The sequence below is a fragment of the Streptomyces olivaceus genome, from assembly GCF_000721235.1.
Lineage (GTDB): Bacteria > Actinomycetota > Actinomycetes > Streptomycetales > Streptomycetaceae > Streptomyces > Streptomyces olivaceus.
Map to the genome: position 1 here is coordinate 111030 of NZ_JOFH01000005.1, position 17901 is coordinate 128930.

Annotated in this window: 18 protein-coding genes and 1 pseudogene; 7 read left to right on the top strand and 12 right to left on the bottom strand. The window is 73.0% G+C overall.

The window, feature by feature from the left end; all coding sequences use genetic code 11:
* Positions 1-21: 21 nt before the first annotated feature.
* From IG94_RS0108265 to IG94_RS0108280, 4 genes are all read right to left on the bottom strand, one after another.
* Positions 22-1029 carry a hotdog family protein gene (locus IG94_RS0108265; RefSeq protein ID WP_031033027.1) on the bottom strand — a complete coding sequence of 336 codons (1008 nt, stop codon included), beginning with the start codon at positions 1027-1029 and terminating at the stop codon, positions 22-24.
* Entirely contained in the window at positions 1026-2402 is a 1377-nt protein-coding gene (locus IG94_RS0108270) for an MFS transporter (RefSeq protein ID WP_031033028.1), read from the bottom strand. The genes IG94_RS0108265 and IG94_RS0108270 overlap by 4 nt, the downstream gene beginning before the upstream one ends.
* Before the next feature lie 102 nt (positions 2403-2504).
* Positions 2505-3467 (bottom strand): MaoC/PaaZ C-terminal domain-containing protein, encoded by a 963-nt coding sequence (locus IG94_RS0108275; RefSeq protein WP_031033029.1) that lies wholly within the window; start codon positions 3465-3467, stop codon positions 2505-2507.
* A gap of 442 nt (positions 3468-3909) precedes the next feature.
* Entirely contained in the window at positions 3910-4551 is a 642-nt protein-coding gene (locus IG94_RS0108280) for a TetR/AcrR family transcriptional regulator (protein ID WP_031033030.1), read from the bottom strand.
* Between the two features lie 137 nt (positions 4552-4688).
* Between IG94_RS0108280 and IG94_RS0108285 the strand changes: the two genes are divergently transcribed.
* The 3 genes from IG94_RS0108285 (at position 4689) to IG94_RS0108295 (ending at position 7919) form a co-directional block, all read left to right on the top strand.
* On the top strand, positions 4689-5351 hold the full coding sequence (locus IG94_RS0108285) for a peroxiredoxin-like family protein (protein WP_031033031.1): 663 nt from the start codon (positions 4689-4691) through the stop codon (positions 5349-5351).
* Positions 5352-5411: 60 nt separating this feature from the next.
* Positions 5412-6167 (top strand): SDR family NAD(P)-dependent oxidoreductase, encoded by a 756-nt coding sequence (locus IG94_RS38455; protein ID WP_037769203.1) that lies wholly within the window; start codon positions 5412-5414, stop codon positions 6165-6167.
* Between the two features lie 423 nt (positions 6168-6590).
* On the top strand, positions 6591-7919 hold the full coding sequence (locus IG94_RS0108295; RefSeq protein ID WP_031033034.1) for an SGNH/GDSL hydrolase family protein: 1329 nt from the start codon (positions 6591-6593) through the stop codon (positions 7917-7919).
* 14 nt (positions 7920-7933) lie between these two features.
* Here the strand turns inward: IG94_RS0108295 and IG94_RS0108300 are convergent, their stop codons facing one another.
* On the bottom strand, positions 7934-8557 hold the full coding sequence (locus IG94_RS0108300) for a TetR/AcrR family transcriptional regulator (protein ID WP_031033037.1): 624 nt from the start codon (positions 8555-8557) through the stop codon (positions 7934-7936).
* Positions 8558-8641: 84 nt separating this feature from the next.
* Here IG94_RS0108300 and IG94_RS0108305 point away from each other — a divergent pair, with 84 nt between their 5' ends.
* Positions 8642-9586 (top strand): aldo/keto reductase, encoded by a 945-nt coding sequence (locus tag IG94_RS0108305; protein ID WP_031033041.1) that lies wholly within the window; start codon positions 8642-8644, stop codon positions 9584-9586.
* A 6-nt stretch (positions 9587-9592) separates the two neighbouring features.
* Here IG94_RS0108305 and IG94_RS0108310 read toward each other — a convergent pair whose 3' ends face one another.
* From IG94_RS0108310 to IG94_RS0108340, 7 genes and pseudogenes are all read right to left on the bottom strand, one after another.
* Positions 9593-9946: an STAS domain-containing protein gene (locus IG94_RS0108310; protein WP_031033042.1), complete on the bottom strand. Its 354-nt coding sequence runs from the start codon at positions 9944-9946 to the stop codon at positions 9593-9595.
* On the bottom strand, positions 9943-11055 hold the full coding sequence (locus IG94_RS0108315) for a cobalamin B12-binding domain-containing protein (protein WP_031033044.1): 1113 nt from the start codon (positions 11053-11055) through the stop codon (positions 9943-9945). The genes IG94_RS0108310 and IG94_RS0108315 overlap by 4 nt, the downstream gene beginning before the upstream one ends.
* A pseudogene (locus tag IG94_RS0108320) lies at positions 11052-11306 on the bottom strand (SpoIIE family protein phosphatase); the annotation flags it as partial. The pseudogene IG94_RS0108320 and the gene IG94_RS0108315, both read right to left, overlap by 4 nt.
* 125 nt (positions 11307-11431) lie before the next feature.
* Positions 11432-11965 (bottom strand): TetR/AcrR family transcriptional regulator, encoded by a 534-nt coding sequence (locus IG94_RS0108325; RefSeq protein WP_031033047.1) that lies wholly within the window; start codon positions 11963-11965, stop codon positions 11432-11434.
* Positions 11966-11987: 22 nt separating this feature from the next.
* Complete coding sequence (locus tag IG94_RS0108330; RefSeq protein ID WP_031033049.1) at positions 11988-12824, bottom strand: alpha/beta fold hydrolase; 837 nt, start codon at positions 12822-12824, stop codon at positions 11988-11990.
* Positions 12825-13048: 224 nt separating this feature from the next.
* Positions 13049-13330 carry a hypothetical protein gene (locus IG94_RS0108335; protein ID WP_051159819.1) on the bottom strand — a complete coding sequence of 94 codons (282 nt, stop codon included), beginning with the start codon at positions 13328-13330 and terminating at the stop codon, positions 13049-13051.
* Positions 13331-13503: 173 nt separating this feature from the next.
* A complete protein-coding gene (locus IG94_RS0108340; protein ID WP_031033051.1) occupies positions 13504-14547 on the bottom strand; it encodes a LacI family DNA-binding transcriptional regulator in 1044 nt (347 codons plus the stop codon).
* Positions 14548-14806: 259 nt separating this feature from the next.
* Between IG94_RS0108340 and IG94_RS0108345 the strand changes: the two genes are divergently transcribed.
* The 3 genes from IG94_RS0108345 to IG94_RS0108355 are packed head-to-tail and all read left to right on the top strand — an operon-like array spanning position 14807 to position 17633.
* Complete coding sequence (locus IG94_RS0108345) at positions 14807-15955, top strand: Gfo/Idh/MocA family protein (RefSeq protein ID WP_031033052.1); 1149 nt, start codon at positions 14807-14809, stop codon at positions 15953-15955.
* Positions 15952-16911 (top strand): DUF6807 domain-containing protein, encoded by a 960-nt coding sequence (locus IG94_RS0108350; RefSeq protein ID WP_031033054.1) that lies wholly within the window; start codon positions 15952-15954, stop codon positions 16909-16911. Before IG94_RS0108345 ends, IG94_RS0108350 begins: the two co-directional genes overlap by 4 nt.
* Positions 16908-17633, top strand: a complete 726-nt coding sequence (locus IG94_RS0108355) for a cupin domain-containing protein (RefSeq protein WP_372459485.1) — start codon at positions 16908-16910, stop codon at positions 17631-17633. Before IG94_RS0108350 ends, IG94_RS0108355 begins: the two co-directional genes overlap by 4 nt.
* The last annotated feature ends 268 nt before the right edge of the window (positions 17634-17901 follow it).

A 17901-nucleotide genomic window follows, 5' to 3' on the forward strand; every position in this document is an offset into this window, starting at 1 on the left:
TTTCTGTGTGCATGCGGCCGGTCATGCCGCGGGGACGGTCACGGCGGCCCAGCCGGCCGTGATCAGACGGTCGTCGGCGTCGCGCCGCGCCCAGACCTCCAGGTCGACGCGGAGGCCGTCGTCGACGGGGGTGACCTCGGTGACGACGCCGGTCAGGGCGAAGGGCTCGAACACCTCCAGCGGGGCCAGGAACTTGACCCGCAGCCAGCCGGAGGTGAGGAAGGAGGGCCCGGAGCGCAGCGTGAGGAGCTGGGCCAGCAGGCCGAACTGCTGCTGCCCCTGCACGATCGGCACCTTGAGGCCGCCCGCGCGGGCCACGTCGATGTCGTTGTGGATGTTGCGCACGTACTCGCCGATGCGGCTGAACACGGCCGCCTGCTCGGCGGTCACCGTCTTGTGCAGCGGGGCGAGCACGTCACCGGCGCGCACGTCCGGACCCAGGGCCCCGACGACCCGTGCGTCCGGCGGCACTTCGCCGGTGACACGCCGTTCGGGAGCGGCCGAGCCGCGTCCGCCGATGGCGCCGGGCACGGTCTTGAGGATCTCCACGCCGCGGTGGCGCACGACGCTGCGGCCGTCCGCGCCCGTGGCGGTGGCGTCCATCACGACGTAGCCCTCGCCGCGCCGCCGGTAGGCCTCGGTGTACGTGCCGTGCAGCGTGACGACCTCGTCGAGGTGGGCCGGGCTGTCGAACCACATCTGTTCCTCGGTGTGGTAGCCGACGACCCGGCTGCCCGCGTAGACGAGGGTGAACAGCTGCACGAGGTCGTTGCCCAGCAGCCCCGCGTGGCCGACGCGCCGGCCGTCGAAGGGGCCCTCGGCCAGGTGCCAGGGGTGGTGGTCGTCGTGTGTGAAGGCGTACCGCTTGATCTTGTGGTCGTCGACCACGACGTCCACGGTGCCGAGCTCCTCGGGGATCTCCAGGTTCTCGAACTCGGGCTCCTTCAGGCCCGCTTCGAGGTCGTCGACGTCACGGGCCCGGCGCGGGTCGGTGAGGTCGCGCCAGGGACGGGCGGACGGCTCCGTCATCCTGCCTCCTTCGTCTCTTCCGTCTCTTCGCCGACACGGGTCATGTCGATCTTGTTGGTCTCGGGTGCCAGCAGCGCGCACACCAGCCCGATGAGCAGGCATACGACGGTGATCAGGGCGATCGGCCAGGGATCGCCGTCGGTGGCGGCCAGCAGCGCGGTCGAGGCGAGCGGCCACAGACCGATGAGGACGCTCGGGATCTGCGCCGACAGCGACAGGCCCGTGTAGCGCACCTTCGTGCTGAACAGCTCGGCGAAGAAGGCCGGTTCGACGCCGTAGACGGCGCCGACGCCTATCGCGTACGCCACGGTGTAGATCACGTAGGTCAGCACCAGGGCGTCGGCGTCGAGGATCCAGAAGAACGGGAAGGTGACGACGATGCCGACGACCGAGCCGATGACGAACACCGCGCGCCGGCCGATGCGGTCCGACAGTTGCCCGAACCAGTAGTACGTGAAGATGGCGGCCGCGGCGGCGACGCTGCTCGCGACGAGGACGTGGGTGCGCGGGATGTCGGTGTAGTTCTCGGCGAACGTGAGGCCGATGGTCAGGATGATGTACCCGAAGACCGCCTCGCCGAGGCGCATGCCCATCGCCAGCAGCAGGGGGCGCCTGAACCGCCGGAACAGTTCGGTGACCGGCAGCTTCTCCTCGGCCTTCTCCTGCGCGGACTTCTCCTCCATCTCGTCCTGGGCGGCCTGGAAGGTCGGGGTCTCGGTCAGCCGGAACCGGATGAAGAGACCGACCCCGATGAGTACGGCGCTCAGCAGGAACGGCAGCCGCCAGCCCCAGCTGAACAACTGGTCGTCGGGGAGCATCGAGACCAGGGCGAAGACGGCCGTGGACAGGACGAGTCCCACGGCGTTGCCGATCTGCGGGAAGCTGCCGTAGGCGCCGCGCTTGTCCGGTGGCGCGTACTCGACGGCGACCAGGGAGGCTCCGCCCCACTCACCGCCGACGCCGAAGCCCTGGACGAGTCTCAGCAGCACGAGCAGGACCGGCGCCCAGATGCCGATGTGGTCGGTGGTGGGCATCAGCCCGATCAGGAAGGTCGAGCCGCCCATCATCATGAGCGTGGTGACCAGGGCCGCCTTGCGGCCGAACTTGTCACCGAAGTGCCCGAAGACGACACCGCCGACCGGGCGGGCGAAGAAGCCGACACCGAAGACGGCGAAGGCCGACAGGGTGCCGATGATCGGGTCGTCCTCGTTGGGGAAGAAGAGGTCGCCGAAGACCAGGGCCGAGGCGGTGCCGAAGATGAAGTAGTCGTACCACTCGACGGCCGTGCCGACGAGGCTGGCGACGGCGGCCCGTTTGGCGAGCGCGGTGCGCTCCTGCTCGCCGGCGGGCGGAGCGGTGGCTGGTGGCGCCATGGATGACTCCGTTGTCGATCGCATTGCCGGATGGGGCGGGGGACCGGATGGGTCGGGGAAGGTTCGAAGGGGGAGTGGGGGCGGGGCGTAGGGCGGCGGGCGTCAGACCAGGCGCCGCGGGCGCTCCGGGTCGTCGTCCACCCGGGCGGAGGCCCAGCCGAGGGCGGTGCGCGTCCCGTCCGCCTTGTCCACCCAGATCTCCAGGTCGAGCCGGTCGCCGGTGGCGCCCACGACGGCACCCCCGGTGGTCAGTTCGTCGCCGACGAAGGCCGGTGAGACGAAGCGCAGGTCCAGTTCGCCCGAGGTGAAGAACGACTTGCCGAACACGTCGACGAGGTTGCTCACGACGAACCCGGTCTGCTGCTGCGCCTGGACGATGGTGCGGTCGAGCCCGGAGGCGGCGGCCTTGCCGCGATCGGTGTGCACGTTGGCGTAACCGCGCCCGGCCCAGGAGAAGACGGACATCTGGTCCTGGCTGAATACAGTGGTGCGTTCGGGCAGCGCGGCGCGTTCCGGAGCGTCGAGCCGGGCCCGTTCCACGGGCGGTACGGAGCCGTCCACGGTACCGATCACGGTGCGTGTCCGCTGCTCGCCCGCCGTGCGGTTGCGTCCGGTGACCTCGCCGGCGACCGTCCGCATGATCTCCTTGCCGACGTGCCGCACCAGGAGGCGGCCGTCCTCACCCCTGGCCTCGGCCTCCAGGACGACGTAGCCCTGCCCGCGGCGCTCGTACTTCTCCGTGTAGCCGCCCTCGACGGTGACCGTCTCGCCGACCCGCACGGGGGAGTGGAAGGTGAGGTGCTCGTGGGTGTGCAGGCCCTGCGCGGTGTTGCCGTCGTAGTTCTCGTAGAAGAGGAACAGCAGGTCGTTGGCGAGGACGAGGGGGTGGCCCACGGGTCCGCCGAAGGGGGAGTCACCGAAGTACCAGGACCCGTAGTCGTCCTCGCTGTAGGCGTGGTCGAGCACCTTGCGCCGGTCCACCGTCACCTCGACGGGACCCATCGGCTCGGGGATCTCTACCAGCTCGTAACGAGCTTCCTTGAGCTGAGACGTCTGCGACTTCATCGTCACCTCCGTTGGGGGTGCCCGGCTGGGCGCGTAATTGTCTAGACGACTAGTCGTTACGCTAGGTTCACGTTCTCGGGGCTGTCAAGAGCCTTGCGTCGAGGAGGGGAACGACGAGATCCGGACACGCGTAGACGCGTGCCCGTTGACCCGATCGCTCGGGTGGGGTGGGGTGCCGGGCGTTCCGGCGTTCAGTGCCGGCGGGTCAGGACCGGCCGTGCCGTGCCGCCCGCCGGGCGAGCTGCGTGCGGGTCGTCGCGCCGGCGCGCTCCATGCTTCGTATACGGCGCCGGACGGTGCGCCGGCCCGGCCGCAGGCCCGCACGTCGACACGGTGCGGGGCGGGGTGCCGCGCGCCGTGTTGTGCGTGTGTACGGGGACGTCGTGCCGAGTTCCCGCGTATTCGCGGGGTGTCGCCGTGGGCGGCGGGGACGGGCCACCCTTTAGCTGGCGGGCGCCCTCTGGGTGACGGCGTGGATTCGGATGCGGTCGATCATCGCGTCGAGGACGGCTTCCAGGGCGAGTGTGTCCCGGCGGTTCTGCGTCATCAGCAGGCCGCCCTGCAGCGCCGTGAGCAGTGCCAGGGCGAGCCGGCCGGGGTCCGCCGCCGCGTCCAGTTCGCCGCGCTCGCGCATGGACGCCAGGCCGTCGCGGACGGCGTCCTCCCACTGGCCGTAGGCGGCCATGAGCTGCTCACGGGCTCCCGGGTCCACGTCGGACAACTCGGCGGCCAGTGAGCCCAGCGGGCAGCCGCCCTCGCAGTTGCGGGCGCGCTGCACCTCGACGACCGCGTCGCGCCACGCTTGAAGGGACTCGAAACTGTCCAGCCGGCTCAGCAACGGCCGCTGGAAGGCGAGGACCTGCTCGGTCTGGTACTGGATGACGGCCTGGACGAGGGTCCGCTTGTCACCGAAATAGTGGTAGAGCTGCGAGGGGCTCTTCACCTCGGCGGCCCTCTGGATGTCCTCCGTGGTGGTGGCCGCCACGCCGCGCTCGTACATCAGACCGGCGGCCGCCGCCACGATGCGGTCGCGGGTGGCACGTCCCTTGGCGGTGAGCTGCCGCGTCCCGGTGTCGCTCTTCACGCGGCCACGCTAACAGATCGGCGCCCCATTTTAGAGTTGACATTCTAATTTCACGCGTCATGATTAGAGCAACCAGTCTAGAAATTGGGCGGGTCGACGACCGCGTTCCCCCGCTCCTCGCGAAAGAAGGACGACCCATGGCTGCCGCTCCCATCGCCGACCAGTCCGCCGCCCTCACGCAGGGCATGGCCGGGGAGGTGCCGGCCGACGCCCTGGAGACGTTCCGTGCCGAACAGGCGGCCCTGGACGCCGCCGGTGTCCCCGACGCCGTGCTGGAGGCGGGGTCCGTGATGCCGGACGCGCGACTGCTCGACGTGAGGGGCGACGCCGTCACCCTGGAGCAGGCCCGCGCCGGCCGGCCCGCGGTCGTGGTGTTCTACCGCGGCGCGTGGTGCCCGTACTGCAACGTCGCTATTCGCACGTACCAGCGTGAGCTCGCGGCCGAGCTGGACGAGCGGGGCGTCGCGCTGATCGCCGTCAGCCCGCAGAAGCCGGACGGGTCGCTGAGCGTCGTGGAGGTCAACGAGCTCTCGTACACCGTCCTCTCGGACCCCGGCAACCAGGTCGGCAGGGCGCTCGGGATCGTCACCCGGGCGAGCGATCGCGTCCTGGGCGCGCAGGCGTCGCTCGGCCTGGACGTGGCCGGGGAGAACGCCGACGGCACCAGCGAGATCGTCATGCCGACCGTGGTGCTCGTCGACGCCGGTGGAGTGGTGCGCTGGATCGACGTCCACCCCAACTACACGACACGCACCGAGCCCGCCCAGATCCTCGCCGCGCTCCGGAGCACGGTCCGCTGACGGCCGCCCGGGCCCACCGGTGACATGCCCTGCGCAGACCTCGTCGATCGGAGTGGAATCGTGTCCCTGAACGGCAGTGTGGCCCTGGTGACGGGCGCGGGCAGAGGCATCGGCCGGGCCGTCGCGCTCGCCCTCGCGGAGCTGGGTGTGAAGGTGGCCGTGGTGGCCCGTGGGCGGGAGGAACTGGACCGCACCGTCGAACTGGTGCGGGCCCGGGGCGGCGCGGCGGTCGCCGTCGTGGCCGACCTCGGTGACCCGTCGGCGGCGGCCGGGGTCGTCGAACGGGCGGTCGGCGAGCTGGGACCCGTGGACGTACTCGTCAACAACGCCGCCACCGTCGAACCTCTCGGCCCCAGCGCCGGCCTGGGCCCGGCGGCCTGGGACGCCCTGCGGCTGAACGTGCTCACACCGGTCGCCCTCTGCAACGCCGTACTGCCCTGGATGACCGCGGCCGGACGGGGCCGGATCGTCAACGTCTCCAGTGGCGTCGTATCCCGTCCGGCCTCGATGATCGGTGGCAACGTCTACGTCACCACGAAGGCCGCGTTGGAGGCCCACACCCTCAACCTCGCCGCGGAACTCGACGGCACCGGGGTCACGGTGAACGTCTTCCGCCCGGGGACCGTGGACACGGCGATGCAGGCCGCGATCCGCCGCACGGGCGAGGGCAGGCTGGACGACACCACGTACGCGCGTTTCGTACGCAACCACGAGGAGGGCGGTCTGATCACGCCGGAGCAGTCCGCCCGCGCGTTGGTCGGCCGCATGGGCGGGAACGCCTCCGGGCAGATCTGGGACGTCTCCGACGCCGCCTGACCGGTACCCGTTCCGGCGCCCGGCCGTGAGGGTCCGACGGCCCGGCCGCACGGCGGGCGGCCCCGGCGGTGTCGTCGGCGGCGGCCCGGCCGACGTGGCAGACGGGGTCGTCGGCGGCGGCCCGGCCGACGTGGCAGCCGGGGTCGTCGGTTGCGACCGGCGCCGCCGGGACGGCCGTGACCGACGGCGCCGCCCCCGCACACCGACCCGGCCAGAGGCGTGGTGTCGGGGACCCGGTGATCGTGCTTACGATGCCGGGCACCGGAGCGGCCAAGGGGCGAGGACGGGGGGCGGTGTACTGCCGAGGTGCCGTGCGGGGCGTTTCGTGCCCGCCACCCCCCTCGGCCGTCACCGTGCTGAGGGAGGCCGGACCCCTGCCGTGGCCGGCCGTATCCGTCCAGTCATGTCGGAAGGCAGGCACGCATGCACGGTCTCCTTGCCCGGATACTTCACCCCGCCAGATCGTCCCGGTCCAGGGGCGTCGGGGCCGCACTGGCGCTCACCGTGGTGTCGTCGGTCCTCGCCGCGTCGGCATCGACGGCGGCCGCGCCCGCCGGCACCGAGCAGGCCGGGCGCAGCGGGAGCGACGTCTGGTTCACCTCCTGGGCCGCCTCCCAGCAGAACCTCGCCCCCACCCCGCTGCGCGACCAGTCGGTGCGCATGATCACCCACCTGAGCCAGGGCGGGGACGCCGTCCGCATCCGCGTCCAGAACACGTTCGGCCGGACACCGCTCACCGTCGACGCGGCGACCGTCGCGCCCAGCAGCGGGCAGGACGCCTCGACCGAGGGCCGCCCGCGCCCCGTGACGTTCGACGGCAGGCGGCAGGTCGTGGTCCCGGCCGGGGGCGAGGTGTGGAGCGACACGGCGGCGCTGAGGACGGGCGCCCAGGACGACGTGGCGGTCTCGCTCTCGGTCTCCGGCACCGTGACGCCCGGCCGTCACGAGAGCGCCTTCCGCACCAACTGCCTGACGGCGCCCGGCACCGGCGACCACACCGCCGACGCGGACGGCACCGCGTACACCGAGAACACCGGCTCCACCCTGCTGGTCAGCGCCGTCGACGTGCGCAACCCGCGACTGCGCGGCAGCCTCGTCGCCTACGGCAGCTCGGTGGTCGACGGCACGGGGTCGACGAACTGCGGGCCGGACTGCAGCCGTCCGGGCGCCGACCTGAGATGGACGGACGACCTCGCCCGGCGGATCACCTCGGAGCTGCCGGCCGCCCGGCGGGTGGCCGTCGCCAACGCCGGTATCGGCGGCACCACCAGCGCCGCCAACTGCCCGGGCATCGGTGAGCCGGTCCGCGGTCTGGACGCGGCGGCCCGGCTGGAGCGGGACGTCCTCGCGCTGCACGGAGTCACCGGAGTGCTCTACTACTACGGCACCAACGACCTCGCCGCCGGGTGCGACGCCGCACAGATCCTGGAGAGCTACCGGGAGGTCTTCCGGCGGCTGCGGGCCGAGGGGATCAAGGTGTACGTCACGCCCATCACCCCCCGCCCCGGCTACAGCGACCGGAACAACCGCGACCGGCACGACGTGGGCACCTTCGTCGCGAAGTGGAACAACTGCGGCGGCACCTGCGACGGGGTGCTCCCCTTCGACCAGGTGCTCAGGGACCCGGTGCGGCCCAACAGCATCAACCCGCCCTACGACACCGGGGACGGTGTCCACGCGAACATCGAGGGTCAGCAGGCCCTCGCCGACATCGTCTCCCTGCCGATGGTGACGTCCTCGGCGCGCCGCTGACCGACACGCCCGGTTCAGGAGCCCTCTCGCGGGCGCAGGGCGTCGACGACGAGGCCGAGCCGGCGTTCCAGCCGCCCCGGTCCGGCGTCGGCGCCCGTCGAGAGGAAGACTCCGAGCACCATCGCGGTGACGTCCTCCGCCTCGACGTCCGCGCGCAGGGCGCCGGTGCGCGCGCCCGCCGTCAGGAAGGCGCCGATCGCGGCCGTGATGCGTTCCCGGGTGACCGGGGTCGCCAGGCGCCCCGAGGCCCAGCCGCTGTGCAGGGTGTTCAGCATCGTGCGCTTCGTCGCGACGAAGGCCGCGTACCGCTCCATCCACGCGCGCAGGGCCTGCTCGGGCGGCAGCTCCTCCACCAGGGCGGCGGCGCTGTCGGTGACGGCGTCCAGTTCGGCGGCGTAGACGGCCTCGACCAGTGCCTCGCGGGTGGGGAAGTGGCGGTAGAGCGTGCCGATGCCGACCCCGGCCCGGCGGGCGATGCCCTCCAGGGGCACGGTGTCGTCCGCCGCCGCGAAGGCGGCCCGGGCGGCGGCGACGAGGTTCTCCCGGTTGCGCCGCGCGTGCGCGCGCAGCGGGCGCTCTGTGCCGCCCGGCTGCTCGGGCCGCTCGGCGGCCGGTGTCGGTTCCTGGTCCGGACTCAAAACGGAGGATCCTCCGGTAGTGCTACAGTCGACATAGCGGAGGGTCCTCCGCTTCTGTCATCTTCTCATGAGGACGGACTTCCCATGACCTCGAACGGCACCTCCATCCCCGTCACCGCCGACGGCACCCCGAGGCCGGGCGGAGCCGGATCGCTCGCGGGCCGCACGGTCTCCCGGATCGGCTACGGCGCGATGCAGCTCGAACGCCTGCGCACCGACCGGGCCGCGGCCGTCGCGCTCGTGCGCCGCGCGGTGGAACTCGGCGTCGACCACTTCGACACCGCCCAGTTCTACGGTGACGGCTTCGTCAACGAGGTCCTCCGCGAGGCCCTCGCCGCCACGCGGGACGCCGTGGTCGTCACCAAGGTCGGCGCCACCCCCGATCCCGGCGGCCCGCTCCCGCTGCGCCTCGCCCAGCGGCCCGAGGAGCTGCGGGCGAGCGTCGAGGACAACCTCAGGAGCCTCGGCACCGACCGGCTCGCGGTCGTCAACCTGCGCCGCGCCGACACCGGCCCGGGGCTGCGGGCCGAGGGCGACCAGGTGGTCGGCCTCGACGACCAGCTCGCCGTGCTGACCGCGCTCCGCGACCAGGGCAGCATCGGGGCCATCGGCCTCAGCAGCGTGACCGCCGACGGACTGCGCCGGGCCCTCCCCGCGGGCATCGTCTGCGTCCAGAACTCCTACAGCCTGGTCAGCCGCGACGACGAGGACCTGCTGCGGCTGTGCACCGACGAGGGGATCGCCTGGGTGCCCTACTTCCCGCTCGGCGGAGCGTTCCCCGGCATGCCCAAGGTCTCCGACGAGCCCGCCGTCCACGCCGCGGCGCGCGAACTCGGCGGCACGCCGGCGCAGGTGGGCCTCGCCTGGCTGCTCCACCACGCCCCGAACGTCCTGCTCATCCCCGGCACCGCCGACGCCGGACACCTGGCGGACAACCTCGCCGCCGGCGGTCTGGCCCCGGACGGGGAAGGGCTCGCGGCGCTGGACGCGGTACCGAGCCGTTCGGCCGACGACGTCCGGCTCGGCTGACGGCCGCTACGGGTGGTTCCCGTCGCCGGGCGAGGTCAGGTGCTCGTACGTCCCGGTGATTTTGAGCAGGCGGACCAGCGTCGGACCCGGGTTGTCGAGGTGGAAGCCCATCCCGGCGCGGCCGGCGAGCCGGTGGATCTGCAACAGGACCGAAAGCCCCATCGAGTCGACCAGGTCCAGCTTCCGGCAGTCCAGCCGGAGGACGCCGAGGCCCGCGCGCTCCTCCAGGGTTCGCCGGACGCTCGCGAGGGCCTCGTCCGCGGTCTCGTAGTCCAGGTCGCCGGCCAGGGAGAGCAGCAGCTCGTCCGGGCCGGCCGACGGCTCGATCGTCACGGGGCGGGGACGCGGGGACGCGGTCACGGCGTCGGTCCAGCCGTTCGGGGTCGGGAGGCGAGAGCGGCGCGCCCCTCGCGCAGCAGCGCGCGGGCCCTGGGGAAGTCGCGCAGCTGTTCGTCGAGCAGCTCCAGACTCGGCAGCAGCACGCCGGCCGGTACGCCGCGGGCGGCGAGGATCTCACCGGTCCAGGTGAGGAAGCCGGTGAAGAGATCGGAATCGTCCACGTACAGGGCGGTCGTCAGGAACTCGACGATGTGGGCGATGTCCTCGGCGGTGCGCTCGCGCTGGGCCTCGTCGTAGTCGCGCAGGGCGGCCACGCGTGCTTCGAGGCGCTTGCAGGTTTCGCGCACCAGGGTCCGCGCGGACTGCCGTACCAGGGTGAACTCCTGGTCGGCCAGGTGGGGCAGGTCGTCGGTCGCCTGGTGCGGCGGTCTGGGCCGGGGCAGCGGGCCCGCACCGAGCCGGTCGGCCGCGCTCCGGGCGTCCGGCGCCCAGGCGTCGGCGCCCAGCAGCCGGGCGTAGCGGCCGTCGGGTCCGAAGGCGAGGCCGCCGACCATGACGGGCACGCCGGTGGCCTGTACGGCCGTGATCGCCGCGTGCGAGGCGGGCAGCCGGGTCGACAGCGAGCCGGACAGGCACACCGCGCTCGCCCCGGTGCGGTGGAGGTGGCTGACCAGGTGAGCGGTGGGCACCTGTGCTCCGAGGTAGCCGACCTGCCACCCGCGCAGACGGAGCGTCTCGGCGAGCAGCCGGGCCGGCAGGGCGTGCCACTCCCGGTCCACGCAGGCGACCGTCACCCGGCCCAGGGACGCGGCCGGCCGGGCGGGGGACAGGCTGGAGACGACGCGCTCGTTGATGGCGGTGGCCGCGTGCTCGTCGGCGACGCTCATCCGGTTCGCGGCCCACTCGACGCCCACCTTGTGCTGGACCGCCCCGACCACCTCCAGCAGGACGGTCTCGGCGTCGAGGCCGGCGGCCAGGGCGTCCGTGACGGTGTCGAGGGCCGCGTGCTCGTCCGCGGCCCGGACCGCGTTCCAGAGCCCGGCCGCCCAGGTGGCGGCCCGCTCGTCGCCGGGTACGGGTGCGAGGCGGGCGCCCACGCGGTGGTGACCGGGTGCTGGGATTGACGTCATGGGCAGTCTCTGCCCGCCGGCGTCGCCTCCATGGCCCCCAGCGGGGCGGTGATCGCGACGACGGCGATGTCGTCGTGGCGGCCGTCGCCGATCCACTCGGCCACCAGCATCTGCACCCGTTCGACGACGACGGCCTCCGTCGGCATCCCGGCGCACTCGGCCGCGGCCCGCCGCAGCCGCTCGCCGCCGAACATGCCGTCACCCAGCGGACCGCCCCTGGCCTCGACCACGCCGTCGGCGTACAACAGGCACGCCGCGACCCGGTGCGCGATGTGCTGCCGCGAGCCGTCCGGGGGAGACGAGGAGCTCGCCGACCCGGGCGTCGGGCAGGGGGGGGCCGCGTGCGCCGCCGGGGAGGCGGCCCGCGGCCGGGCGCTCACATGGCGCGCAGGCCCCGGTCGGCGAAGCGGATCAGCCACTCGAAGCTCTCGTCGACGTCCGTGCTCCACTGGAATCCGCCCGCCGACTGCAGGGTGGCGAAGCCGTGGCAGAGGCTGCGGAGCAGGCGCAGGGCGTGGTTCACGTCGGACTCCGCGACCTCGTAGCCGCGCAGGACCGCGGTGAACGCGCCGAGGAGCCGCTGCCCTGCGGCGGCCATCGGGTCGTCGGGTCCGGTCGGTTCCACACCGATCGTCGCGGCGTACCGGCCGGGATGCTCCAGGACGAAGGCGCGGAAGGCGCGCGCCGCGGCCCCCAGGGCGTCGCGTCCCGCGTATCCCTGCACGGCGCTGCCCACGGCGTCGGCGGCCTCGTTCAGCGCCAGAGCGGCGATCCGCCGGTTGAGGTCGTTCTGACCGGCCACGTGCTTGTACAGGGACGGCGTGCGTACGCCGACCCGCTCGGCCAGCAGTCCCATCGTCAGGCGGGCGATGCCCACCTCGTCCGCGAGAGCGGCACCGGCCGCGACCACGGCCGCCGGGTCGAGTCCCGCCCTAGGCACGGGCGGCGTCCGGACGCAGGAAGGCGAGGACGAGCGACGCCACCCGGTCGGGGAACTGGTCGTGCGGGTAGTGGCCGGCGCCGTCGATCATCTCCAGCCTGCCGAGACCGGACGGCAGTGCGTCGACGACCGCCGCCCCCTCGGCGTGCGGGTCGGCCCAGTCCGGGTCGAGCGTGCCCATCACCACCAGGACCGGGCAGCGGACGCCGCCGAGGTGCGCACCCGCGTCGGTCGGGGCGGAGCGGCCCATGGCCTGCATGGCCTTCATCCGGCCCGGCTCGCGCAGGAGGGACTCGATGCGCCTGATCCGCTCGCCGAAGTCGGCCGGCCGCACGCCGGGGTTGGCCACGTCGAGGTAGGAGAGCCAGAGCCGCCGGCTGCCGAAGAGCCCGGCGCCCAGCAGCCGCAGCATGCCCTGCCGGACCCGCCTCACCCGCAGGTCGCCGAGGCGCACCGACTGCTTGCGGGTGAACGGCGCCAGCTCGACCACCGACGTGACGAGCGAGGGGTCCAGCGCCGCGGCGATGGTGGCCGCGCCGCCCGAGACCGAGTGGCCGACGAGGACGGCCGGGCCGCCGAGGCGGCGGATGACGGCGAGCAGGTCGCCGGCGATGTCGGTCCGGGACCAGGCGGGCCAGTCGACGCCGGACTCGCCGCAGCCGCGCAGGTCGACCGAGGCCACCCGGTACCCCGCGGCCACCAGGTGCGGGACCACGGCCCGGTAGGCGGCGCGGCTGTCGCCCATGCCGTGCGCGAGGACGATCAACGGTCCGGACCCCGTCACTTCGTACGCGATCGTGCCGCCGTCGACGGCGAGGTGCTCGGTCATGGTGCCCCCAGGGACGTGATGAGCGTGGCTAATGGTGTTAGCTCAAAGCTACTGTCATTAGCCACGCTCGTCAATGGTCCATGTCCGTCAAGGGTCCTCGACTGTCAACGGGGCGATCCGTCAACGGGTCGTATTCGTCAACAGGGCGTATCCGTCAACGATCCGCGTCCTCCCGCGTCCGCCCGGGTCCTCCCTCGATCCGTGTCCGTCCTCGATCCGTGTCCTCAACGCTCCGCGTTGTCGATGGCGTGCCTGGGCCGCGGTCCTGAGCGGCGGGGTGCCGGTGGAGTGCGCGGTCCCGCCGCTTCCTCCACGGCCCGTTCCAGCTCCTGGCGCGAGGTGCCGGTCTCCTCCGCGTACTCGGCGATGCCCCGGGCCAGGGCGGCGGTGGCGTCGGACCAGACCGCCAGGGCGACGGTGGCGTTCTCTCCGGAGTTGCTGCGGTAGCGGTTGTCCGCGGCGTCGACGGCGCGTCTGAGTTCGATGAGACGTCTCGGGATGTCCATGGATAAAAAGCCTAGGGATGCAAGGCGGCGCGCCACACAGTCTCGTGGAGCGGTAATGGCCCAGGTGGGGGCACGTGTCCTTGCCCTCACCGGTGCCCGTACCGCCCCGTGTTGATCACCGGATCGCGGGGTAGAACCACCTGTCGGTCTGTCGCGCCGAGCCGGGTCCGGCGTCAGGGGCGCACCGCGCGGCGCGCGCCCAGCGTGGACTCCCGCTCCTCCAGCCAGTGCGGTGCCACGTGCACCTCGAACGGGAGGGGCGTCCGCGACCTGATCCGGGCCGCCAGGCACTTCACGGCCAGGGAGGCGATCGCGGCCTTGTCGGGGACGACGGTCGTGAGGGAGGGCGTGCTGTACAGGGCCTCCTGCGAGCCGTCGATGCCGGCCACGGCGACGTCGCCCGGGACGGCGAGCCCCGCCTCGTGCAGGGCGCGTTGGGCGCCGACGGCCAGCAGGTCGCTGAAGCAGAACACCGCGTCGGGCCGTTCGCCGGCGGGCAGGGAGGCGAGTGCGCGCATCGCGAGCAGTCCGTTGCGGCGGTCGAACTCCTCCACCCGGGGCGCGAGTCCGGGGTCGAAGGGCAGCCCCGCGGCGTGCAGGGCCTGCTGGTGGCCCTCCAGTCGCTGGCGGCTGGTCGCCGAACCCTGGTGGTCCACGCCGATCGCCGCGATCCGGGTACGGCCCAGGCCGATGAGGTGCGAGGTGATGTCACGGGCGGCGGCGACGTTGTCGATGAGCACGTGGTCGGCGACGACCCGGTCGCGGCCGTAGCTGCGCTCGCCGAGCAGGACCAGGGGGAAGTCGTCCGTGACGCCGGCCAGTTCGTCGGGGGTGGCGCGCAGCGGGGAGAGGATCACCCCGTCGAGGAGCGAGGCCCCCACCCCGCCCGCCAGGCGCAGTTCCTCGGCGGCGTCGCCCAGTGACTCCTCGATCAGGACGGTGAGGCCGAGCGAGGTGGCCTCCGCGCGTACGTGGTGGGCGAGTTCGGCGAAGTACGGGGTGGCCAGGTCGGGGACCACCAGGGCGACGAGCCCGCTGCGGCCCGTGCGGAGCCTGCGGGCCGAGGGGTTCGGCCGGTAGCCGAGTTCGTCGACCGCCCGTGCCACCCGGGACCGGGTGGCCTCGGACACCCGCGGGATCCCGCGTACAACGTTGGACACGGTTTTGATCGATACCCCGGCGCGCTCCGCCACGTCCTTGAGTGTCACCGCGGCCACAAGTCCATCCCCCTCACCCAAGTTTTCGCAGATTATCCCCTCGCGGGCACACCTTGTCAGCACGCCGAAACGGGTGCGGACTCTTTTCCGGACAGAGGGTTGACCTTGCGGACGCACGCCGGTTACAACGTTGGAACACGATAGCAAGCGGTTGCTGCCGGGTGGCGGACGCCGCGGACGACGGCGCCGGTCGCCCTGCCTCGTCGCTTCCCCACATGGCCCGCAGTATCCCGCCCGTCCGGCTCACGAGAGGGTCCGCATGTCATCGCACGTTCCAGCCGCACCACTGCGCACAGTGGTGGTCGGCACGGGGTCCATCGCGCGCTCCAGTCACCTGCCCGCCCTGCAGAAGCTGGCCGCCGACGGAGAGGTGGAGGTGGTGGCCGCGGTCGATGTGGACGCCGCCGCGGTCCGCGCGTTCGCCGACGAGTACGGGATCCCGCACGCCTCCACGGACCTCGACGCGTCGCTGGCCGAGGTGCGTCCCGACCTCGTCGTGCTGTGCACACCGCCCGCCGTGCACCGGGAGCAGTCGGTCGCCGCGCTGCGGGCGGGCGCCCACGTGTGGTGCGAGAAGCCGCCCTGCCCCTCCCTCGCCGACTACGACGCCGTGACGGAGGCCGAGGGCGCGGGGGAGTCGGGGCCGTACGCCTCCATCGTCTTCCAGCACCGCTTCGGCTCCGGCGCGCGCCACGCCCGTGCGCTGCTGGGCAGCGGCGCGCTGGGCCGGCCGCTGGTCGCGCACTGCCAGACCACCTGGTACCGCGACAAGGCCTACTACGCCGTGCCGTGGCGGGGCCGTTGGGCCACCGAGGGCGGCGGGCCCGCGATGGGGCACGGCATCCACCAGACCGACCTCCTGCTCGACCTGATGGGCCCGTGGAGCGAGGTGCGCGGCATGGCGGGCCGGCTCGTGCACGACGTGGAGACCGAGGACGTCTCCACGGCACTGGTCCGGTTCGAGGGCGGGGCCGTCGCCACCCTCGTCAACAGCGTGCTGAGCCCGGACGAGGTGAGCCGGATCCGCATCGACTGCGAACTGGCCACCGTCGAGCTGACCCACCTGTACGGCTACCGCAACGCCGACTGGCGCATCACCCCGGCGCCCGGCGTCCCCGAGGAGACGGTGGCCGCCTGGCGCGACTTCGGTGCCGACGAGCCCAGTTCGCACCTGGCCCAACTGCGCGTCCTGGTCGACGACATCAGGAGCGGCCGGCGCCACGCGACCAGCGGCGCGGGCGGCCGGCGGACGCTGGAACTCATCACCGCCGTGTACAAGTCCGCGTTCACCGGCGCCACCGTGAGCGCGGGCGAAGTCGGTCCCGGCGACCCGTACTACACCGAACTGCACGGCAGGGCTCCCGGCTGGGCGCCGGCCGCCGTCCGCGAGGAAGAGGACCAGGCATGACGCTCTCACTGACCCACGCCCACGGCGACCGCATCACCGTGGCCCACGCGGCGACCGGCACCGAGCTGTTCTCCTACGTCTACCGTCCGGAGGCCGACTGGGAGGCGCCGAAGCCGTACCTGCACCCCGTTCGCACGCTGTCCGGCGGCCTCGTCACCGACTACCGGCCCAACGACCACCGCTGGCACAAGGGCCTCCAGCTGACCGCCTCCCACCTCTCCGGCCAGAACCTGTGGGGCGGCAACACCTACGTGCACGGCGAGGGGTACCTCGCGCTGCCCGAGAGGGTCGGCTCCATGGCCCACGTGGCCTTCGAGGAGGTGAGCGCGGCGGACGACCGCGCGGTCATCGCCGAGCGGCTGACCTGGCACCCGCACGACGGCAGCCTGTGGGCCGAGGAGGACCGCCGCATCGAGGTCCGCGACGTCGACGACGAGACGGGCAGCTGGACGCTCACCTGGACGTCGTCGGTCACCAACCGGCGCGACGAACCACTGCGGTTCGGCAGCCCGACCACCCACGGACGCCCCGCCGCCGGCTACACCGGGCTCTTCTGGCGCGGCCCCCGCGCCTTCCGCGACGGGCGAGTCTTCACGGCGCGGACCCCCGGCCCCGAGGAGTCCGCCGTGTCCGCCGAGTCCTCGGACGGCGACCCGATGGGCACGCAGGCGCCCTGGCTGGCCTACGTCGGCGAGCACGACGGCCGGGACGGTCACGCCACGCTCGTCTTCGAACACGCCCCGTCCAACGACCACTTGGGCGAGAAGGGCACCCACCCCGCGCACTGGTTCGTGCGCAGCGACCCCTTCGCCGCGGTGGCACCCTCCTGGGCCTTCCACGAGGAACTGGTCCTGCAGCCCGGCGACACCCTCGCCCGCTCCTACCGCGTGACCGTCGCCGACGGCGCCTGGGACCGGGAGCAGGTCGCCGCCCACCTGGAAGGACTCACGTGGTGAGCACGGCGTACGACGGCTTCCCCGGAGCGGTGGGCGTGTCCCGCCTGACCGTCTACGACTGGCCGACCGTCGAGGGACTGCCCGGGGGCGGCACCCCGCACCTGCACCTGACGTGCACCGAGGGGTACGTCGTCACGGCGGGCCGGGGCGCGGTGCAGACCCTCACCACCTCCGGCTTCGAGGAGACACCCCTGGAGCCCGGCACGGTCGCCTGGTTCACGCCCGGCACGATCCACCGCCTGGTCAACGACGGCGGTCTGGAGATCACCGTCGTGATGCAGAACAGCGGCCTGCCCGAAGCCGGAGACGCGGTACTCACCCTGCCCCAGGACCGCCTCACCGACCCGGACACGTACGCCGACGCGGTCCGCATCCCCGCCGACGTCCCCGAGGCCGAGCAGGTGGAGGTGGCGCGCGCCCGCCGCGACCTGGCGACCCGGCGCTTCCTGGAACTGCGCGAGGCGACCGAGAACGGCGATCCCGAGCCGCTGGCGGCGTTCCAGCGGTCCGCCGCCGAGCTGGTCCGGCCCCGCCTCGACGCGTGGGAGCAGCGCTGGCGCGACGGCGCCCACGCGGCCGCAGAGACGACCCGCGCCCAGCTCGACGCCCTGCGTGGCAAGGACGACGGACACCTGGCCGAGGCCCGGGTGTCGGCCACCGGACCGGCGGCCCGCGGCCGCTTCGGCATGTGCGGCCGGCTGGACGTCTATCCGGGGATCTGAGCACGGGCCGGCCCGTCGAGCACGGACCGGCCCGCTCGCCCGCCCTCTCCCGAACCCCCGTACTTCTGAACGCCGTAGCCCCGGCTCCTGACCTCCGTACTCCTGAACGCCGTAGCCCCGGCTCCTGACCTCCGTACTCCCGAACGCCGTAGCCCCGGCTCCCACCCCCGTAGCCCCGCGAATCCGTACCCCCGCGATCCCGAACGCGGGCCGTGCCCGTCCCGCCGGGCCCCTGACCGCACCCATCCACGCACCCCTGGGAAGGCCC

Coding starts and splice junctions, on each gene's coding strand:
- IG94_RS0108295 (WP_031033034.1), top strand. CDS start 6,591: ATGCACGGTCTCCTTGCCCGGATACTTCACCCCGCCAGATCGTCCCGG.
- IG94_RS0108335 (WP_051159819.1), bottom strand. CDS start 13,330: ATGGACATCCCGAGACGTCTCATCGAACTCAGACGCGCCGTCGACGCC.
- IG94_RS0108345 (WP_031033052.1), top strand. CDS start 14,807: ATGTCATCGCACGTTCCAGCCGCACCACTGCGCACAGTGGTGGTCGGC.
- IG94_RS0108275 (WP_031033029.1), bottom strand. CDS start 3,467: ATGAAGTCGCAGACGTCTCAGCTCAAGGAAGCTCGTTACGAGCTGGTA.
- IG94_RS0108350 (WP_031033054.1), top strand. CDS start 15,952: ATGACGCTCTCACTGACCCACGCCCACGGCGACCGCATCACCGTGGCC.
- IG94_RS0108305 (WP_031033041.1), top strand. CDS start 8,642: ATGACCTCGAACGGCACCTCCATCCCCGTCACCGCCGACGGCACCCCG.
- IG94_RS0108265 (WP_031033027.1), bottom strand. CDS start 1,029: ATGACGGAGCCGTCCGCCCGTCCCTGGCGCGACCTCACCGACCCGCGC.
- IG94_RS0108315 (WP_031033044.1), bottom strand. CDS start 11,055: ATGACGTCAATCCCAGCACCCGGTCACCACCGCGTGGGCGCCCGCCTC.
- IG94_RS0108270 (WP_031033028.1), bottom strand. CDS start 2,402: ATGGCGCCACCAGCCACCGCTCCGCCCGCCGGCGAGCAGGAGCGCACC.
- IG94_RS0108285 (WP_031033031.1), top strand. CDS start 4,689: ATGGCTGCCGCTCCCATCGCCGACCAGTCCGCCGCCCTCACGCAGGGC.
- IG94_RS0108330 (WP_031033049.1), bottom strand. CDS start 12,824: ATGACCGAGCACCTCGCCGTCGACGGCGGCACGATCGCGTACGAAGTG.